The sequence below is a fragment of the Brucella pecoris genome (assembly GCF_006376675.1).
In the GTDB taxonomy this organism is placed as follows: Bacteria; Pseudomonadota; Alphaproteobacteria; order Rhizobiales; family Rhizobiaceae; genus Brucella; species Brucella pecoris.
In genome coordinates this window covers 17,318-35,294 of sequence record NZ_VEWK01000003.1, presented here as the reverse complement: position 1 = coordinate 35,294, position 17,977 = coordinate 17,318, and the positions used below count along the sequence as shown (strand labels likewise).

Genomic DNA, 17,977 nt, shown 5'->3' with positions numbered 1-17,977 from the left:
GCCGAGATACGACGTTCTTTGAAGGTCTGGAGGAGTGTCATGGCGATCATGTTCGTCAGAGCGCAGGTGATCAGCAGAGGGGCGGGGCGCAGTATTGTCTCGGCTGCTGCCTATCGCCATCGTGCACGGATGATGGACGAGCAGGCGGGAACTTCATTTAGCTATCGTAGCGGGGCTGATGAACTCAAGCATGAGGAACTGGCGCTTCCCGATGAGATCCCTAACTGGCTGACGACAGCCATTGAAGGAAAGACGGTCGCCGCGGCAAGCGAAGTTTTATGGAATGCGGTCGACGCTTTTGAGAAGCGGGTGGATGCACAGCTTGCCCGTGAACTCGTTATTGCGCTGCCGGAGGAACTGACACGTGCAGAAAACATTGCGCTCGTCCGCGAATTTATCAGGGAAAATCTGACCGCAAAGGGCATGGTTGCCGACTGGGTCTATCACGACAGGGACAGCAATCCGCATATCCATCTGATGATGACGTTGAGACCGCTGACGGAACAAGGGTTTGGCAGCAAGATGGTGGCTGTATCTGGCCCCGACGGCAAGCCGTTGCGGGTGATCAAGCCCGATCGTCCGAATGGTGCTATCGTTTACTCGCGCTGGGCCGGTGACAAGGAGACGATGAAGGAGTGGAAGATTGCCTGGGCGGAAACGACCAATCGGCATTTGGCGCTTGCTGGCCATGACATTCGTCTTGACGGACGCTCATATGCCGAACAGGGGTTCGATGGAATCGCGCAAAAGCATCTTGGACCGGAGAAGGCTGCTTTGGCGCGCAAGAATATGGAGATGTATTTCGCGCCGGTCGAGCTTGTTCGCCGCCAGGAAATGGCAGATCGGCTTCTTGTGGAGCCTGAACTTCTGTTAAAGCAGCTTGAACGCGAACGTTCCACTTTCAACGAACGCGACATCGCCAGAACGTTACATCGTTATGTTGATGATCCAGCCGATTTTGCCAGTATCCGCACACGGGTGATGGCGTCCAATAATCTGGTGTTGTTAAGGCCTCAGCAAGTTGACCGGCAAACTGGTAAGGTGGCGGAACCGGCTGTCTTTACGTCGCAAGAGATCTTGCGCATAGAATTTGACATGGTTGGTTCGGCGGAGGTTTTGTCCAAGCGAACTGGATTCAGGATCACTGACAAACGAAGAGCGGCGGCGTTGGTGGCCATCGAAACGGCTGATCCTGAAAAGCCCTTCAGACTTGAGCAGGAGCAGATTGACGCTGTCCATCATGTCACCAGTGACAGCGCTATTGCCGCCATTGTTGGTCTTGCCGGAGCGGGCAAATCGACGCTTCTTTCCGCTGCACGTATTGCGTGGGAAAGCGGGCATCATCGCGTTTTGGGTGCAGCACTTGCTGGCAAGGCAGCCGAGGGATTGGAGGAAAGTTCGGGTATCAAATCGCGAACTCTTGCCGCATGGGAACTTGCCTGGGCGAACGAACGCGATCTGCTGAAACGCGGCGATGTTTTTGTCATAGAAGAGGCCGGAATGGTGCCGTCGCAGCAGATGGCCCGTGTGTTGGAGGCAGCAAAGGATGCCGGAGCAAAAGTCGTCCTTGTCGGTGACGCGATGCAGCTTCAACCAATTCAGGCCGGGGCAGCGTTCCGCGCTATTGTTGAGCGGATAGGTTCTGCAGAACTTGCTGGTGTTCGTCGCCAGCGCGAAGGATGGGCACGCGACGCCTCACATCTGTTTGCACGTGGTGAAGTCGAAAAAGGTCTTGATGCATATTTAAAGCATGGGCACCTTGTCGAGGCGCGAACCCACGACGAGATTATCGGCCGTCTGGTTTCGGATTGGGCAGATGCACGCCGCTCGTTTCTCCAGCAATCAAGGGGAGAGGAAAGTGCATTTTCATATTGTGACAAATTGCTCGTGCTTGCCCATACCAACAAGGATGTAAGGCTCCTCAACGAATCTCTTCGTGAAGAAATGAAGAAGGAAAGCGCGTTGACCGTGCCGCGGGAATTCCGAACTGATCGTGGTATGCGGGAATTTGCTGTTGGTGATCGCATCATTTTCCTTGAAAATTCCAGGTTTATTGAGACGCGAGCAACCGGGCTCGGCCCACAATATGTCAAGAATGGTCTGCTTGGTACCGTCGTTTCCACGGGCAACAGACATGATGTTCCGCTGCTTTCCGTCCGTCTCGACAACGGTCGCGACGTTATTATAAGCGAGGATAGCTATCGAAATATTGATTATGGCTATGCTGCAACCATCCATAAAGCGCAAGGAACGACTGTCGAGCGGACCTTCGTGCTTGCCACTGGCATGATGGATCAGCATCTGACCTATGTGGCGATGACGCGACATCGGGATAGGACAGATCTTTATGCAGCACGTGAGGATTTTGAGCCGAAAGCGGAATGGGGTGGGAAATCGCGTAATGACCATGCGGCTGGCGTTACTGGGGAGCTGGTTGAGGCCGGCATGGCAAAGTTCCGACCGCAGGACGATGATGTTGACGAAAGCCCTTATGCCGACGTGAAGACTGATGACGGAACTGTGCATCGGCTTTGGGGCGTCAGCTTGCCCAAGGCGTTGTCCGACGCAGGCGTATCGGAAGGCGATACTGTTCTTTTGAAAAAAGACGGTGTCGAAATCGTCAAGGTCACAATTCCTGTCCTCAACACGGAAACGGGAAAGAATACTTACGAGGAAAGGCAGGTGGAGCGAAACGTCTGGACGGCAAAGCAGATTGAAACCGCAGCCATGCGTCTTGAGCGCATTGAGCGCGAAAGCCATCGCCCGGAACTCTTTGGACAGTTGGTTGAACGTCTTGGCCGTTCAGGCGCAAAAACCACAACACTCGATTTCGAGAACGAGGCCGACTATCAGGCGCATGTTCGCGACTTTGCCCGCAGGCGCGGTATCAACACAATTTCCGGGATGGCTGCAGACATAGAAGATAAGGTGACGCGCCAGTGGTCATGGATTGTGGAAAAGCGTGAGCAGGTGGCAAAACTTTGGGAGCGAGCAAATGTCGCGCTTGGCTTTACGATCGAGCATGAGAAAAATGTCTCCTATAATGAAGAGCGATCTGAAAAGCGTGCGGCCGACAATCCCATCGAGCGGGTCTATCTTATTCCACCGACAACCCGATTTGTCCGTAGCATAGAGGAAGATGCCAGGCTTGCTCAACTCAGTTCGGATCGCTGGAAGAAGCGGGAGGTAGTCCTCCGGTCGTTTTTGGAAAAGATCTATCGTGATCCCGATAGCGCTTTGGCCACATTGAATGGACTTGCATCGGATGCCAGCGTCGAGCCGCGTCGGGTTGCCGAAAATCTGCAGCATCTTGGCCATCTGCGTGGATCGGGTCGCCTGATCGACGATCATATTGCCCGAAATGACCGCAAGGCTGCACTCAACGCACTGTCGCAACTCGCTCCCTTGGTGCGAGCCCATGCGACAGAATTCCGACGTCAGGCCGAGCGCTTCAAAAATCGCGAAGAAAAACGTCGTTCATATATGGCCTTATCAATCCCGGCACTCTCGAAGCCGGCAATGGCCCGCCTCACCGAGATTGAAAGCGTGCGAGAACACGGTGGACCGGATGCCTACAAGATTGCTTTTGCTTATGCCGTCGAGGATCGTTTGCTGGTTCAGGAGGTAAAGGCAGTCAATGAGGCGCTGACGGCTCGCTTCGGCCGGAGTGCTTTTACTAAAAACGTCGATGCCGTCGGCGAACGCAACATGATTGAACGCATGCCGGAGGATCTTGATTCCGATAGACGCGATAAACTGATCGATCTGTTTGGAGCCATACGCCGATTTTGCGACGAACAGAAACTTGCTGAACGGCAAGGCCGTTCGCAGGTGGTTGCCGCCGCTAGCGTGGAGCCGGGGAAGAAAACGAGAGCCTTGTTGCCCATGCTTGCTGCTGTGACGGAGTTCCGGATACCAGTTGAAGATGAGGCTCGGGCGAGGGCGCGCGATGTTGCCCACTATCGTCATGATCGAGCAGCCTTGGTGGAAATAGCCAAACGCATCTGGCGTGACCCGGCTGGCGCTGTCGACCAGATCGAGGCTCTTATCTTGAAGGGGTTTCCTGGCGAGCGGATTGCTAGAGCCATCGCGAATGAACCCTCAGCCTATGGTGCAATTCGTGGATCTGATCGTATCATGGATAGACTGTTGGCAATCGGTCGCGAGCGACGAAACGCCCATAAGGCCTTGAGTGATGCGCAAAGTCAGATCCGGTCACTTGGTTCGTCCTATAGGACAGCGCTTGAAAACCAGGTCAAATCAATCACCGAGGAACGTCGACGTATGGCTATCGTCATCCCGGGCATGTCGCCAGCCGCCGAAAATGCATTGCGTAAGCTTGCAGATGTCACGAAGACGAAGGGTGCCAAACCCAATGTTGCCGCCAACTCGCTTGATGCCGTCATCTGTCAAGAGTTTGAACGGGTTAGCCGGGCGCTTGACCTTAGATTTGGACGTGATGCGATTTTGCGTGGGGAGAAAACGGTCATCAACCATGTCTCGTTAGCACAGCGTCCAGATTTTGAGGCAATGCGGTTCAGGTTAAAAATTCTCCAGCAAACCGTTCGCAAGCAGGCGCGCGATAAGGTAATTGTTCAGCGCCGACAGCGCAGCGTCAATCAGGTACAGAGCATCGACCGATAAACTCGACTCAAATGAGCTGGAACAAGAATGCTTAAAAACCGTGATAGTTCCTTCAGTCATATGTTTATAATGGACGCATGCGCTCAAAACTGGAGGACTATGTCGCTTGTACCTGGTATTGTTGACGAATGGAGATAGACGAGGACAAAATCGATGACGTGGTTCTGGCCCTGTTGTGGCTGACGGTCCACAACGAGCGTTGCGCCTGGAAGGGTTTTGACTGGTCAACGACGGATCGGTTGCATGACAAAGGCCTGATCTGTGATCCGGTGAACAAGTCGAAGTCATTGATTTTGACGGATGAAGGTCTGCGCCGTTCAGAAGAACTGTTTCGCCAGCTTTTTACGCGGTAAACATTGGCTTTTTGCCATCGTATTCAACCGACATTCAGGATTTGCGTCGTATTCTTCAGCCCCATTTGCAGCTGGATCGTCAATGGCTTTGCTAAGCTAAGAGAAGTTGACGGCGGCTTGATCATGATGGGCGCTACCGCACCATTCAAGGGTTTGGTATGTCGCTTAGATCGTGTCCCGTCGAGTGGTTGTCTAATCGCATTCCAGTCGTCAAGGTGGTTTAGGCATTCAACGACCTTGCCAGGTTGCGTGTAAGCAACGCGGAGTAAATTGATTGGTGTATCGGCCCTCAGCGGCCATGTCCTTGGGAGCTATCCGGTGCTGGGAGCAGGGTTGTCTTCGCGGGCGACAAATGTCGCCGCACAATGGGCTTCGCAGGCAGGACCTTCCTATGTGTAGCGCGCAGTCTCAACGAGCTGCAGCCACTCGTAGCGGAATGATCCAGCCGACGTCCGCAGCAGGGACGCTCAGTGCCTCAAATCAGGTTTGACGCGCTGAGGGAAGATGGCTGGCGGTTGCTTATAAGGGGGCGCCAGCCGATGCGTTGAAGACTTCTCCTGTCCTGAGCATGCTGTGCATGATGACTGCAAGCTTGCGAGCGACGGCCACCGCAGCGCGCTTGAAGCCCAACCGCTCAAGCAACTTAAGCCCCCAGCTCTTGAGACTGCTCTCGGTCCTGGCACTGGCGCTCGTGAGAAGTACTGTCGCCGCTTCATAAAGCAGCCCCCCGCAGATGGTTGTCACCCCTTCGCGAGATACGGCCGTTATAGTCGACCTCACCTGACTGGTAGCGCCGCGTTGTTACGCTGGCGAAAAGTTGGCAACGGCTGTGGCGCATATCGAGGCGCTGGCGATCGAAATCGTCAAGCGCTCCGATCAGGCCAAAGGCTTTGTGGTTCTGCCCAGGCGGTGGATCGTTGAACGAACCTTTGCCTGGCTCAACCGTTGCCGTGGGCTGGGAAAAGATTGGGGGGCATCCAGTGCATCGTCAGAGGCCTGGATGTTCATCTCGTCAATCAGGCGAATGACGCGCCGTATCGCAAGGCTCGAATTTTGAGGCGGGCTCTAACGTTTTTTCGGTCGCATCTGGCTCATCCAACATTCAAGCAGATGTGCTTCTTTAAACAACGAGTGCGTAAGTGAGTGCCTGGGAAATGCCGGGAGATTCTGAAAAGGCCGTCTGACGGCTATGGGATATGCCTGAACTACACTGGACGACATAGACCAGAATCTGCCTGTCAAGTTAAATATATTCCTTCAAAAAGAGGAAAGACATCAGAAAATCTGCTCCGCATAATATTCAATTCATAAGATGTCGGAGGAAATTCAATGCATTCTTCGCAATCATTCGCTTACGATAGGATTTTTTCTCCTTTGCTCGGTGCTTCCCGATTGACAACTGTTGGAACCGGGAGCGCGATAGCTCATCATGGCGAGATATTGCAGGGAGTTTTCCCTGATGAAGCTGGACATCTCCATAGGGGATTGATCACATTACCATGTTCAGCGTTCGAATCCGTTATAACTTATTGGCCCGATGATAGTGGCGAGCTCCGCACTCGCCCCACAGGCATGAATAAAGCTGCTCGTGCGGCGCGACTGACATTCGAGTTATTGGGGCAGAAAAAATGCGGAGGGTGCCTTACGATTGAAACGAATGTTCCGGTCAGTCTAGGGTTTGGATCATCAACTGCAGATGTTGTTGCGACGATTCGAGCAGTTGCTGCTGCTATGGGCGTGGAACTGCGCCGAGCAGTTATATGCCGCCTGGCGGTTGCAGCCGAAACAGCCAGCGACTCTATCGTATTCGGCGAACAGGCTGTACTTTTCGCCCACAGGGAAGGCCGCGTGATAGAATACCTTCCCGGTGAGTTTCCATCTCTGATCATTGTGGGGTTCATATCGTCGAATGATAAGCCCGTCGACACGCTTACATATGTGCCGGCTCACTATGATAGATCTGAAATTGAAAGTTTTCGCGTCTTGCGTGGCCTTGCTAGGAAGGCAATTCTTGAACAGAATGTCGTTCTACTCGGCCACGTCGCAACAGCAAGTGCCCGAATAAATCAACGTTATCTTCCAAAGCGCCATTTCGAGGAACTCCTCCAAATAGCGGCCTATTGCGACGCTCTTGGTGTACAAGTCGCTCATAGCGGTAATCTAATGGGGCTCTTGCTCGATGCCAGCGATCCGAACGTAACGGAAAAGGTCGCTGCCGCGTTTAAAAAAGCTGCAGAGCAGGGGTTTATGAGTATTCATCAGTTTGCAGTGAACGTCGATGTGCAGCCGCTCCGGGTGGCGTTATGAACTCAACGTCTTTTCTTCACGGTTACGAGACGCCTCAAATAATCGAGCTGAGCCCGAATTTCTATGCGGCCCAGTTTCGCTTGATGAAGCTGTTACCGGCCCACTACATCTTGGATCGCGCAGAAGAAAACAAGCTAATAAAGGCTGGCGGAGATATCGTGGAGACAAGCTCGGGAACCTTCGCGCTCGCATTGGCTATGTTGTCCGCAGTTCGTGGTTATCATCTTACAATTGTCAGTGCTACAAGCCTTATGGATCGTGGTTTTAAAACCCGATTGGAACAACTCGGCACTGCAGTGAGGCTGGTTGAGGACCCGGAGCGAACAGGCAACCAGGATGGTCGTCTTTCAGAACTACACCGTGTGCTTAAAGACAAGCCGGATGCGTTCTGGCCAAAACAATACGACAATCCTGATAATCCTGCAGCCTATTCGCGTCTGGCGGAAGTCATTGCGGATCGTCTGGGGCAAGTTGATTGTCTGGTCGGTTGTGTTGGGTCTGGGGGATCGCTCTGTGGCGCAACACGATATCTTCGTCGAGTTTATCCTCAATTGCGTGCGATAGCGGTTGATACGAACAATAGCGTTTTGTTTGGGCAGAAAGCTGGCCCGCGTCTATTGAGGGGGCTCGGAAACAGTATTGTGCCGGAGAACCTCGATCACTGTTTGATTGATGAGGTTCATTGGGTGGGGGCTCTACAAGCTTTTGCTGAAACTCGGCGATTGTATCGTAAATGTGCCCTCTATGTTGGTCCTACCAGCGGTGCTGCCGCTCTTGTGGGAAGTTGGCACGCAAAAAAAACTCCCAATAAGAAAATTGTCGCCATCATGGCTGATGAGGGCTATCGCTACCAGCCGACAGTCTATGCCGATAAATGGCTGAAAGACCTGCCGGGATGGCCCACGGTTGTAAAGCTAGAGCCTACGCAGCTTACGGAAGTTAAGTCAGATGGCGAGGAAGCCTGGACTTACATGAACTGGGCGCGACGAAAAATGCATAGCTGAAACTTCCTCCCTTTTCAAAGGCGCGAACGGAAACGACACTAATCGAGAGGCGACGCGCCAGTTCGGCTTGTGTCCGATTTAATAAGCCTCTCGCGGCGCGGCATTGTGCATTTGTGATGAACACTGTTGGTGCTGATTCTATTGATTGAACGCGATTGATGCTCGTCGATGAGCGATGTAGTTGGCAAAAAAAGAGAGACAACGGATGGCGGTTATATTAGAGTGAACATAAGGCAGTGACGCGCTGCCTTGGGGCGTGCAAACCTCTGTTAGCGGTTGGTGTTGGCCGTTACAACACCACACTCCTTGACCTTCTGGTCGGGGAGCCTGTGGCGTATGCAACAGGCCTCCGGCTAAAGGCCATAGGGCCGCCTAACACGGTTTGCAACTCCCCGATCACCAAGGGGTCAATGAGCATTGAGCGGGGGCGTACCGCAAATGCTTCAATTGGAAATCGTGACAATGGCTAATATCGAACATGAAATCGAATATAGCTTCGCCCTTTATACGTACACCTACGGTGATGATCCTAGTCAATCTGCGGGACAGTTCTACAGTTCGCAGGCAGAAGCGCGAGAGGATCTGGTAACCTTCCGCGCGTCGTTGATCAGAGACGATGATCGAGATCAACTGTTGCCGGATATGAAGATCATTGAGCTACGTACGTGCCCAATAAACCAAAGGGCACTCGTAGAACTTTTCAATGGAATGAATGGAGATTTGGGTGGCTTCATTCGGTCTCGCAGGATTGTAGAAGTTATCACCGAGCCGCAACTTGAACATGAGTAAACGATTTCGTTACGCAGCTTACGAATGGATACGGTCTCGAATTCTGACCAGTAGTTTTTTATTTTGAAGTGACTCAACCGTGAAGCGCCTTAAGCAGTAGAAGTTTGGCGCTTCGGTCAAGTCATACATTGCAATAGCAGGTCGTCTCAGGCAGCTGCACCCAGTAAGGGTTTACCATGGGTGAGGCCATTCACCTTATCAACGATCCCACGCGCGTCGATACCAAAATGGCTGTAAAGGTCGCCAATCGTTCCTGTCTGACCGAAATGCTCGACCCCGAGCGGAATCGTCTTATGACCGGTAACCGAACCGAGCCAGGACAGGGTCGCGGGATGCCCATCGATGACGGTAACGAATTTGCAGTGCGGGGGGACATCGTTCATCAGTTTTTCGACGTGGCACTCGGCTTGCGTGAGACCCCGGGCACGTGCGCGTTGTGCGGCGGTCCAGCCCGCATGAAGCCGGTCGGCAGATGTAACTGCCAACACGCCGATATCGCGCCGCCCTTCACCGATGATGCCAGCGGCCTTGATAGCCTCGGACGCGATCACACCCTGGTAGGCGATGACCACCTCGCAATTCGGTCCAGGTTCACGCAGCCAATAGGCTCCGTCAACCGCGCCTTGTCGGAATCGATCATTGAGCCGCTTGGTCGGCTGCTCGATCGGATTGGTTGAAAGGCGCAGATAGACCGACCCACCGGTTTCGTCTCTAAGCCAGGTCCTTTCATCGGGATCGCCGCTTCCGTCCCGCTGCACATAGTCGAATGCCCAGTTCATAATAACAGCAAGTTCGTCGGCGAATGCTGGCTCGAAAGCAGCAAGCCCATCCTGCGACATCCCGATGAGCGGAGATCCAATCGATTGGTGTGCGCCACCTTCAGGCGCCAATGTCACACCGGAAGGCGTTCCCACGATGATGAATCGTGCATCCTGATAGCAGGCGTAATTCAAGGCATCCAAGCCGCGCCCTACGAATGGGTCGTAGACAGTTCCGATCGGTAGAAGGCGCTTGCCGAAAAGAGAGTGTGAAAGGCCAGCCGCGCCCAACAGCAGGAAGAGATTCATTTCCGCAATGCCGAGTTCAATATGCTGGCCAGCCGGGGTGAATTCCCATTTTGCGGTTGAAGGTATCTTATGATCGATGAAAGTGTCGGGGCGTTTTTCGCGGGCAAACAGTTTGCGCCGGTTGACCCATGGCCCAAGATTGGTCGTTCCTGTAACATCGGGCGACATCGTTACAATGCGCGCGGCTAGTTCCGAGTCTGTTTTCGACAATTCGTCCAGGATTTTACCAAAAGCCATCTGTGTCGAGATTTCTCGCTCGGCGCTTGTCGGGATCGCTGGTACCACAATGGGAGCGTCGTGGTGACGTCGTCGGCCATTGGCAAAAAATGGCACTGTGTCGAGAAGCGTCTGCAACTGCTGCGGATCCTCGACCGTTGCCCATCGATCCCATTCCTGCCCTTCAGGAACGCCCATATGCGTTTGCCATTCAGCCATCTGGGCCTTTGTCATAAGGCCGCCGTGATTGTCCTTATGTCCGGCGATCGGGGTGCCCCATCCTTTAATAGTATATGCTAGAAAGCACACCGGTCGGTCATGATCGATCTCGGCAAATGTCCCGGCCATGGTGCTCACGCAATTGCCGCCGAGATTTTCCATAAGTTCGGCGAGTTCGACGTCGTTACGCTTTTCGATCAGAGCGGTGACATCGCCCTGATCGCCGAGATCGTTCATGAGACGCTTGCGCCAGACGGCTCCGCCCATGAAGGTCAGCGCCGAATAAAGCTGATTTGGACAATTGTCGATCCATTCCCGGAGCCGCTCCCCACCGGGTTCCTCGAAGGCCGCGCGTTGCAATGCGCCATATTTGATCCTGATAACGTCCCAGCCGAAAGCGTTGAAAATGTCTTCGATCCGTCGAAACAAGCCTTCCTGAACGATGCCGTCGAGTGATTGCCGGTTGTAGTCGATGATCCACCAAGTGTTGCGCAAGCCGTGTTTCCAACCCTCCTGCAGGCATTCATAGACATTGCCTTCATCGAGTTCGGCATCCCCGACCAATGCGATCATCCGGCCAAGGCATAAGTCTTTGCTCCAATTCTTCGATGTAATGTAGTCCTGAATCATGGAAGCAAAGGACGTGATCGCGACACCGAGGCCGACAGAGCCAGTCGAGAAATCAACGTCATCGATGTCTTTGGTGCGGCTGGGATAGCTTTGTGCCCCATGGAAACCCCGAAAGTTTTCCATTTTCTCTCGCGTCTGGTTGCCCATCAGATACTGGATGGCATGAAAAACAGGTGAGGCGTGGGGTTTGACGGCAACGCGGTCCTGCGGCCGCAGTGCGGAGAAATAAAGCGCCGTCATAATTGATACCAGAGAAGCGGACGACGCCTGATGCCCGCCAACCTTTATCCCGTCCTCCTTTGGACGGATGTGGTTGGCATGATGAATCATCCAGTGTGACAGCCATAGAAGCCGTTGTTCGATCGTCTTGAGATGTTCATGCTGCATATTGGGCCTCTCGCGTTGTAGTCGCATATGATTGGCTCGCAGAATTCGGGCCGCGTCAATATGCTGTTAAAGTAATTGAGCGTTCGGAGATTGATGGCGGCGCGACGCTTTGATGTCGTAGCTCCTTTTTTCACGAGGGCCGGCGGACGAACCAGACGCCAATGTTCTTGATCATTGGAATGATCAGAATGGCCAGCGTGAACAGGATCAGGCAGATGCTGATCGGGCTTTCGGTGAAAATCATAGGGCTACCGTCGCCGAGAATAAGGCTCTGACGCAGATTTTCCTCAAGTAGGGAGCCGAGCAGAAAGGCTAGCAGGAGAGGGGCCATGTCGAAGCCGGCCTTACGCAACCCGTAGGCTACAAATCCGCATCCGATCACGACACCGACGTCGAACATGCTGTTCTTCAGGCTAAACGCGCCTATGACACAAAACAGAACGATCAGCGGTGCCAGAACGGCCTGAGGAACCTTCAGCAAAAGGACAAAAACGCGGATCATAGGAACGTTGAGAACGACGAGCATGGCGTTGCCGATCAACATGCTGGCGACGATCCCCCAGAAGAGTTGCGGATGTTCCGAGATAATCTGGGGTCCTGGAACGACATTTTGCATCAGAAGCGCTCCCATGATGATGCCGATCACCGCATTTGCCGGGATACCGAGGCAAAGCATGGGAATAAAGCTCGCCTGTGCCGCAGCGTTGTTGGCACTTTCAGGTCCCGCGACACCTTCGATCGCCCCTTTGCCGAACCGCTCAGGTGAGCGAGAGAGTTTCTTCTCCATGAGGTAACTCGCAAAGCCGGCGACGAGCGCACCGCCGCCCGGCAAAAGCCCCAGGAAAAAGCCGAGAACCGTACCACGCGCAATCGGCCCGCCCGAGGCTTTCCAGTCTTTCCGGTTAGGCAGAAGGTCGCGCAACCGATAAGAAGGCATTCTCGTGGTTTCGTGCGCTTCTTTCTGTTGGATCAGCATCAGGACCTCGCTCATGCCAAACAGGCCCATGGCCAGTATGGCGATGTTGAAGCCATCGCGCAGGTAGCTGACTTCAAAAGTGAAACGTTCCGCTCCGGAAATCAGATCGACGCCAACGGTTGAGAGAAGCAGACCGAGCGCCACCATAGTCCACGCGCGGATACGCGGCCCCTCGCCAACGTTTGCCGCTAGCACAAGGCCCAACAGGACGATCGATGACTTCTCGACCGGCCCGAAAGCAAGTGCAACCTTGGTAAAGGCAGGCCCAACAATCGCAATCGCGAGAGTCGCGGAAATGCCTGCGATAAAGCTTCCAAATGCGCTGATGCCGAGAGCGGCGCCGGCCCGGCCCTGTTTGGCCATGGGATAGCCGTCGAAGCACGTCATCACGCTTGAGGCTTCTCCGGGGACCCGCATCAGAACGGAGGTTATCGAACCACCATATTGCGATCCATAGTAGATGCCGGCGAGCAGGATAATAGCGCTTGTTTGATCCAGCACCATGGTAATGGGCAACAATAAGCTAACCGTCGCGGAAGGCCCTAGACCAGGTAGGACGCCGACCGCGGTCCCTAGGACGGCGCCAAGAAGCGCTACCGCGATATTGGTTGGTTCTAGAGCAATGCCGAGGCCCATCATGAGTTGGGAAAGGGAATCGATCATTTATAGCCTCCAAATGCCGTGCGGTAGGGGGACCGAGAGAAGAATTTCAAACAGGATCCAAGTTGCCACGGCGACAGCGGCCGAAAACAAACCCGCAATCTGCCATTTCATCTGCTCGATGAACATCAGAACCCCTAAGAGGAATAAGAATGCCGCGGCTACAAACCCGAGGACTTCCAGTAAGACGCAGAAAAGCGCGAGCGCTACGCAATAGGCGATGACGCGTGGGATCTCGATTGGATCTTCGCCGGACACGGCCTGGATAGTGCAAAGCAAGCTCGTTGCAATCAGCAGCAGGGCGGCCAGAAAAGGAAAAAGACCTGCTGCAGGTTCACCATTATCCCAAAGGTGCATGCGCAGTCCACTTACCGCGGATCCGAGCCCAATTGCAGAAAGTGCGTAGGGAACGAAACGAGCCGGGTTCATAGGTGCTCCTCCATCGTTTCGATTTGATTTCCGATGCTGGTGTATCCTTCCTTGACCATGCTCGTGAATTCTTCACTCATCTGAAACATCGGATAGCCATTGATGAGCTTCAAAAAGTCCGCATACATCGGGCTAGACACCATCTCCCCGATTGCCTTTTCCCACCAGGAGACGATCTCGGAAGGCATCTCGGCGGGACCGAACAGGCCGTATGAAGCGGGAATGGCGATCGGATAACCCCGCTCTGCAAAACTGACGATGCCTTTCGGGCTCGCTTGCGGGTTCGGACTGGTTTCGGCCAGCAAACGTACCGATCCAGCTGCTAGATGGGGCCCGAAATCTGACGATACAACCATATCGATGTGCCCGCCAAGGAGTGCGGTTACAGCATCGGCGCCTCCGCGAAAGGGAACAAATGTCGCTTTCGCTTTCTCCTTGCGGAATGCTGCATCGGTCGCGATATGGGCAAGTCCTCGCGGTGCGGCGGTCGCCCACTTCAACTTCGACGGGTTGTTGCGGCAATAGTCCAGCAATTGATCCCAGGTCTGATGCGGACTGTCTTTTCGCACAAAACAGGGAACGGAAATGCCCGCATAGCTCGCAATATAGGTAAAGTCCTTTGTCGTGTCGTACGGCACCTTCTGAAGGTGAGGTGCAACCAGTGCCGGGCTGACTGAATATAACGACAGAACCGAGCCATCCGGTGATGCTCTTCGCACCTGGTCAGTTGCGATTGTTCCGCCAGCACCGGGCCGAAAGTCCGGTGTCGCAATGAGACCGCGCTCCTGCTTCACATAATTGGTTACGACACGAGATGCGATATCACCTGCGCCGCCGGCTGCGAAACCGACGATCAGCATCGGATTGTCGGCGGGATAGGGTTTGGTAGCCGACCATGCCAAACGATGACCGGCTCCGATAAAGAAGGCTGTTGCAGCCAGAAACTCCCGTCGTCTCATTTTCCTTCCCCTTCAGCTTGTTAGTGGAATTACGGGCGTATCGGTCTTTCCTCGCTAGATGTCGCAATGTCTGAGGGCGTCTTCGATATTGTTGAAGTGCAGGACGGGCTTGTCCGAAATGGATTTGTCGATGTCCTTCAGACCAGATGCCGTGACAACCGCGACAACGCTTTCATCTCCTCGGATTATGTTTTGACGTCGTGCTGTCGCGATAGCAGCGAGCGGCATCACGGAGGAAAGCTCCAAAAATACGCCTTCGGTCGCGGCAATTCGCTCTTGAAAGGCAACTAGACCATCATTTGCGACGCGAATGGCGGCACCTTCGGAAGCGCGCAGCGCCTTGAGGGCCTGATATGTGCTTCTTGTCGCTCCTATCGAAACGGCGAGCGCGTTGAACGAAGCAGCCATGTCGGGTATTCGGTCGCTTCCAGTTTCAAGCGCTGTAACGAGCGAGCCATGCGCTTCTGCTGCAAGTAGGCGCGGTATGCGGGTGATCAATCCGTCTGTCATCAACTCATGAAACCCGAGCCAGGCACCCGCGATCGCGTCGCCATAGCAGACCGGAAACGCGCACCAGTCCGGTACTTTTCCATTGAACTGCTCGATAATTTCATAGGAGAGAGTTTTGTACCCCTCTATGCCGATCGGATGGCTGCCGATAACAGGATGTCTGTAAGGCGACGTAGCAAACCAGCCATAGCGTTCGACACCTTCCGCTAGAAATGGCCAGCGGTCCTGCTTGTTCTCGAAGGGTACGATTCTAGCGCCGTACTTCTGAATCTGTGACAACATTGGGCCAGCTAAGCCAGCAATTGTTGCAACGAAGCATTCAAGTCCCGCACGCGCTGCATAGGCGGCGAGCGATGCACCTGCGTTGCCACTTGAACTCGTAGCGACGACGGTCGCACCTGCCTCTACCGCGGCCGTTACAACAACGGTTGAGAACCGATCCTTGTGTGACCAGGTTGGATTGTACCCTTCGTTCTTGATGAAAAGGTTGGGCACTCCGATCGCCGCACCGATCCGTTCCGATCGAAGGAGTGGTGTCAGGCCTTCGCCTAGCGAGACAGCAGAGCTCTCATCAAAAGGCAGCCTTTCAGCATAGCGCCAGAGCGAAGGCCACCGGTCTGTTCCTTTAACGGTCAAGGTTGCAGAAGTGGGGGCACGATACACCACTCTCAGATTCGAAGGCGCGGTTTCCAGACATGACGGGCAACCACGTGAATCGATAGGCAGGTCAATCGGAAATTCGTTGCCACATCGATAGCAGGAATATGCTGTGATCCTGTTCATCATCACAGCACCATCAGATTGTCGCCATTGTTGGTCAGCAATTCCGCGCCGCCCGAACGAACGACGAGCATATCCTCGACCTGAAGGCCTATATGTCCCAGTTCGTAATAGGGCGTCTCGATGCAAAGAACCATTCCCTCCTCAAGGATATCGGAGCTGTCTGCAGCGAAAAGCGGAAGATCATATCCATCCAGACCAATGCCGTGGCCAACGTGACTACGTTGGTAATGAGGGATACCCTCTGCACGTACCGTATCGACAACGATTTCAAAGATCTTCGATACGGATACGCCCGGGCGGATTTGCTCAATACCTCGCTGAACGCCTCTGTTCAGCGCATTGTACTTGGTCCGAATTTCCTGCGATGGCTCTCCAAAGCTGACATTTCGCGCAATATCCGCACGATAGTGCCTGAAGTGGCCGCCGACATCGAAACGGATCATATCGCCAGCCATGAGTGCACGATCTGAAGGCTGGACATTCATCAATGCGCTACGCTCGCCAAAACCGATACAGCCCAAAACCGGAAAGCCATCTTCCTCGACCGTGTGGCCGTGAAATACTCTGGCGAGATCATGTTCTGTCGCGCCAACGGTCGCAACTTTAAGCGCAGAAGCAATGGATCTCTCGGTAATCGCGCCGACGGTCGTGAGTCTTTCAATCTCTTCAGAAGTCTTAACAGCACGAACCCATCGGAACAGCGCAGCGGCCTTACTCCAGTTGACGTCGGGGAGCTCGCTACGCAGCTTCTCTATATCGCCAGGCAATAATCCGCCTTCATCAAGGCCAATGCGGGCCTTTAACAGCCCTTGCAAGCGGATTTCTGTTATAAGGGCATCAATTGCATTGCTGTCATCGGGCAGATTGAAGAGTTCTTTCTGTCTAAAACTTACCGCGTCGAGTTCCGTCGAAGAGGCAGTATCGACAGTGAAGGAGCCAAATCTACGGACTTTTGTATCAATGTTTTGATCGGCAAGGAGATCGAGTGTGGAAGTCCCGGTGATGACAACCACAGGTTGAATGTCCGTTCTCGCCTGACGTAACACGAAGGCCTGCGGTCCGCGCCTGATCCATTGTGGCAGACACCAGAAACCACTTGTGTAAAGAACATTTTCTGGTGACGTAGCCACTATTGCGGCTAGATCATGTTTGATCATTGCTGTTTGAAGACGTTCTTCGTGTAGTAACATTGGTTATCCTTTCCTCCTCAAAATTTACGTTTCTTCAAAACCCAATCCTTTCGAGATACGATCCGCAGCCGTAACTATTTTATTCGCTACGTCGCTGATTTTGACCTTTGGGTAGACCGCGCGTGGAAACGCGATACTTATTGCGGCTGTTATCGAGCCCGCCGCGTCATAAATAGGAGCTCCAACCGAAATGACTCCCTCTAGATTTTCCGACATGGCCGTCGCATACCCGAGCGAGCGTCCAAGACGCAGTTGCTCGACCAATTTGTCTACGTCCACGACTGTTCGTTCTGTAAGGCGCCGTAGCGGTTCATGGCCAAGCAGATCTGCAATCAACCTATCGCTCATACCGAATAGCAAAGCCTTGCCGAGAGCGGTTGAGTGAAGCGCCATCGATTCACCTGGATGGGCGCGAATGACGACAGGACTGTCGGATTGTACGGCGAGTACATAAACGCCAGCAGATCCGCGTCTAACGCCAAGGAAGCCGTTGAAACATCCGCCAGCCGCCAGCTGTTTGAGTTCTATTTCCGCAAGTTTCAGAAGTCTGCTGCGTTGAAAAACATGCTGCGCAAGCCCCAGCACAGCGTAACCAATTTGATAGCGGCGATTGCTCTCTTGTTCCACGTGACCTTGCGCGGCCAACGTATTCAGCAGCCTTTGAGCAACTGAGGGTGTCAATTCGAGCCGCCGTGCAATTTCCCGCACACCTAAGGGTTCACGTGCGTCTTTGAGCAAATTGAGGATCAGAAGGCCTTTTTCAAGCGAGAGATTGCTGCTCATATTTTGTTCCGATTATAAGAACATTGTTCCATATAATGTACATTAAAGTCCTTACGTCGCTTACGTGTCAA

13 protein-coding genes and 2 pseudogenes are annotated in these 17,977 nt (G+C 53.7%); 6 read left to right on the top strand and 9 right to left on the bottom strand.

Annotated features, from left to right (window positions below; genetic code table 11):
* Positions 1-39: 39 nt before the first annotated feature.
* Together traA and FIB18_RS06705 are read left to right on the top strand one after the other, a co-directional pair.
* Positions 40-4,644 (top strand): Ti-type conjugative transfer relaxase TraA, encoded by a 4,605-nt coding sequence (gene traA / locus FIB18_RS06710; protein WP_140019981.1) that lies wholly within the window; start codon positions 40-42, stop codon positions 4,642-4,644.
* A gap of 128 nt (positions 4,645-4,772) precedes the next feature.
* Positions 4,773-4,997: a DUF6429 family protein gene (locus tag FIB18_RS06705; RefSeq protein WP_109986214.1), complete on the top strand. Its 225-nt coding sequence runs from the start codon at positions 4,773-4,775 to the stop codon at positions 4,995-4,997.
* A gap of 519 nt (positions 4,998-5,516) precedes the next feature.
* Here the strand turns inward: FIB18_RS06705 and FIB18_RS06700 are convergent.
* Positions 5,517-5,802: pseudogene (locus tag FIB18_RS06700) on the bottom strand (transposase); the annotation flags it as partial.
* Between FIB18_RS06700 and FIB18_RS06695 the strand changes: the two are divergent.
* The 3 genes and pseudogenes from FIB18_RS06695 to FIB18_RS06685 form a co-directional block, all read left to right on the top strand.
* Positions 5,800-6,054, top strand: a pseudogene (locus FIB18_RS06695) (transposase); the annotation flags it as partial. The pseudogenes FIB18_RS06700 and FIB18_RS06695 sit on opposite strands and share 3 nt — an antisense overlap.
* Positions 6,055-6,326: 272 nt before the next feature.
* Complete coding sequence (locus FIB18_RS06690; protein ID WP_140019980.1) at positions 6,327-7,304, top strand: GHMP family kinase ATP-binding protein; 978 nt, start codon at positions 6,327-6,329, stop codon at positions 7,302-7,304.
* The gene (locus FIB18_RS06685; RefSeq protein WP_140019979.1) at positions 7,301-8,308 is read left to right on the top strand and encodes a PLP-dependent cysteine synthase family protein; all 1,008 of its coding nucleotides are present in this window, start codon (positions 7,301-7,303) and stop codon (positions 8,306-8,308) included. Before FIB18_RS06690 ends, FIB18_RS06685 begins: the two co-directional genes overlap by 4 nt.
* Here the strand turns inward: FIB18_RS06685 and FIB18_RS25400 are convergent.
* On the bottom strand, positions 8,244-8,432 hold the full coding sequence (locus FIB18_RS25400) for a helix-turn-helix transcriptional regulator (RefSeq protein WP_328596151.1): 189 nt from the start codon (positions 8,430-8,432) through the stop codon (positions 8,244-8,246). The genes FIB18_RS06685 and FIB18_RS25400 overlap by 65 nt on opposite strands.
* A 338-nt stretch (positions 8,433-8,770) precedes the next feature.
* Here FIB18_RS25400 and FIB18_RS06675 point away from each other — a divergent pair, with 338 nt between their 5' ends.
* On the top strand, positions 8,771-9,097 hold the full coding sequence (locus FIB18_RS06675; RefSeq protein ID WP_235894850.1) for a hypothetical protein: 327 nt from the start codon (positions 8,771-8,773) through the stop codon (positions 9,095-9,097).
* A gap of 146 nt (positions 9,098-9,243) precedes the next feature.
* On the opposite strand, the gene FIB18_RS06670 is transcribed toward FIB18_RS06675, so the two are convergent.
* The 7 genes from FIB18_RS06670 to FIB18_RS06640 all read right to left on the bottom strand — a co-directional run bounded on the left by FIB18_RS06670 (position 9,244) and on the right by FIB18_RS06640 (position 17,906).
* A complete protein-coding gene (locus FIB18_RS06670; RefSeq protein WP_140019977.1) occupies positions 9,244-11,616 on the bottom strand; it encodes a transketolase in 2,373 nt (790 codons plus the stop codon).
* A 130-nt stretch (positions 11,617-11,746) separates the two neighbouring features.
* Positions 11,747-13,255 carry a tripartite tricarboxylate transporter permease gene (locus FIB18_RS06665; protein WP_140019976.1) on the bottom strand — a complete coding sequence of 503 codons (1,509 nt, stop codon included), beginning with the start codon at positions 13,253-13,255 and terminating at the stop codon, positions 11,747-11,749.
* A complete protein-coding gene (locus tag FIB18_RS06660) occupies positions 13,256-13,681 on the bottom strand; it encodes a tripartite tricarboxylate transporter TctB family protein (RefSeq protein ID WP_140019975.1) in 426 nt (141 codons plus the stop codon). It abuts the gene before it with no gap.
* Entirely contained in the window at positions 13,678-14,640 is a 963-nt protein-coding gene (locus FIB18_RS06655; RefSeq protein ID WP_140019974.1) for a tripartite tricarboxylate transporter substrate binding protein, read from the bottom strand. The genes FIB18_RS06660 and FIB18_RS06655 overlap by 4 nt, the downstream gene beginning before the upstream one ends.
* A gap of 54 nt (positions 14,641-14,694) precedes the next feature.
* Complete coding sequence (locus FIB18_RS06650; RefSeq protein ID WP_235894849.1) at positions 14,695-15,936, bottom strand: pyridoxal-phosphate dependent enzyme; 1,242 nt, start codon at positions 15,934-15,936, stop codon at positions 14,695-14,697.
* Entirely contained in the window at positions 15,936-17,123 is a 1,188-nt protein-coding gene (locus tag FIB18_RS06645) for a M24 family metallopeptidase (protein ID WP_140019973.1), read from the bottom strand. The genes FIB18_RS06650 and FIB18_RS06645 overlap by 1 nt, the downstream gene beginning before the upstream one ends.
* A gap of 24 nt (positions 17,124-17,147) precedes the next feature.
* Entirely contained in the window at positions 17,148-17,906 is a 759-nt protein-coding gene (locus tag FIB18_RS06640; protein WP_140019972.1) for an IclR family transcriptional regulator, read from the bottom strand.
* Positions 17,907-17,977: the final 71 nt, after the last annotated feature.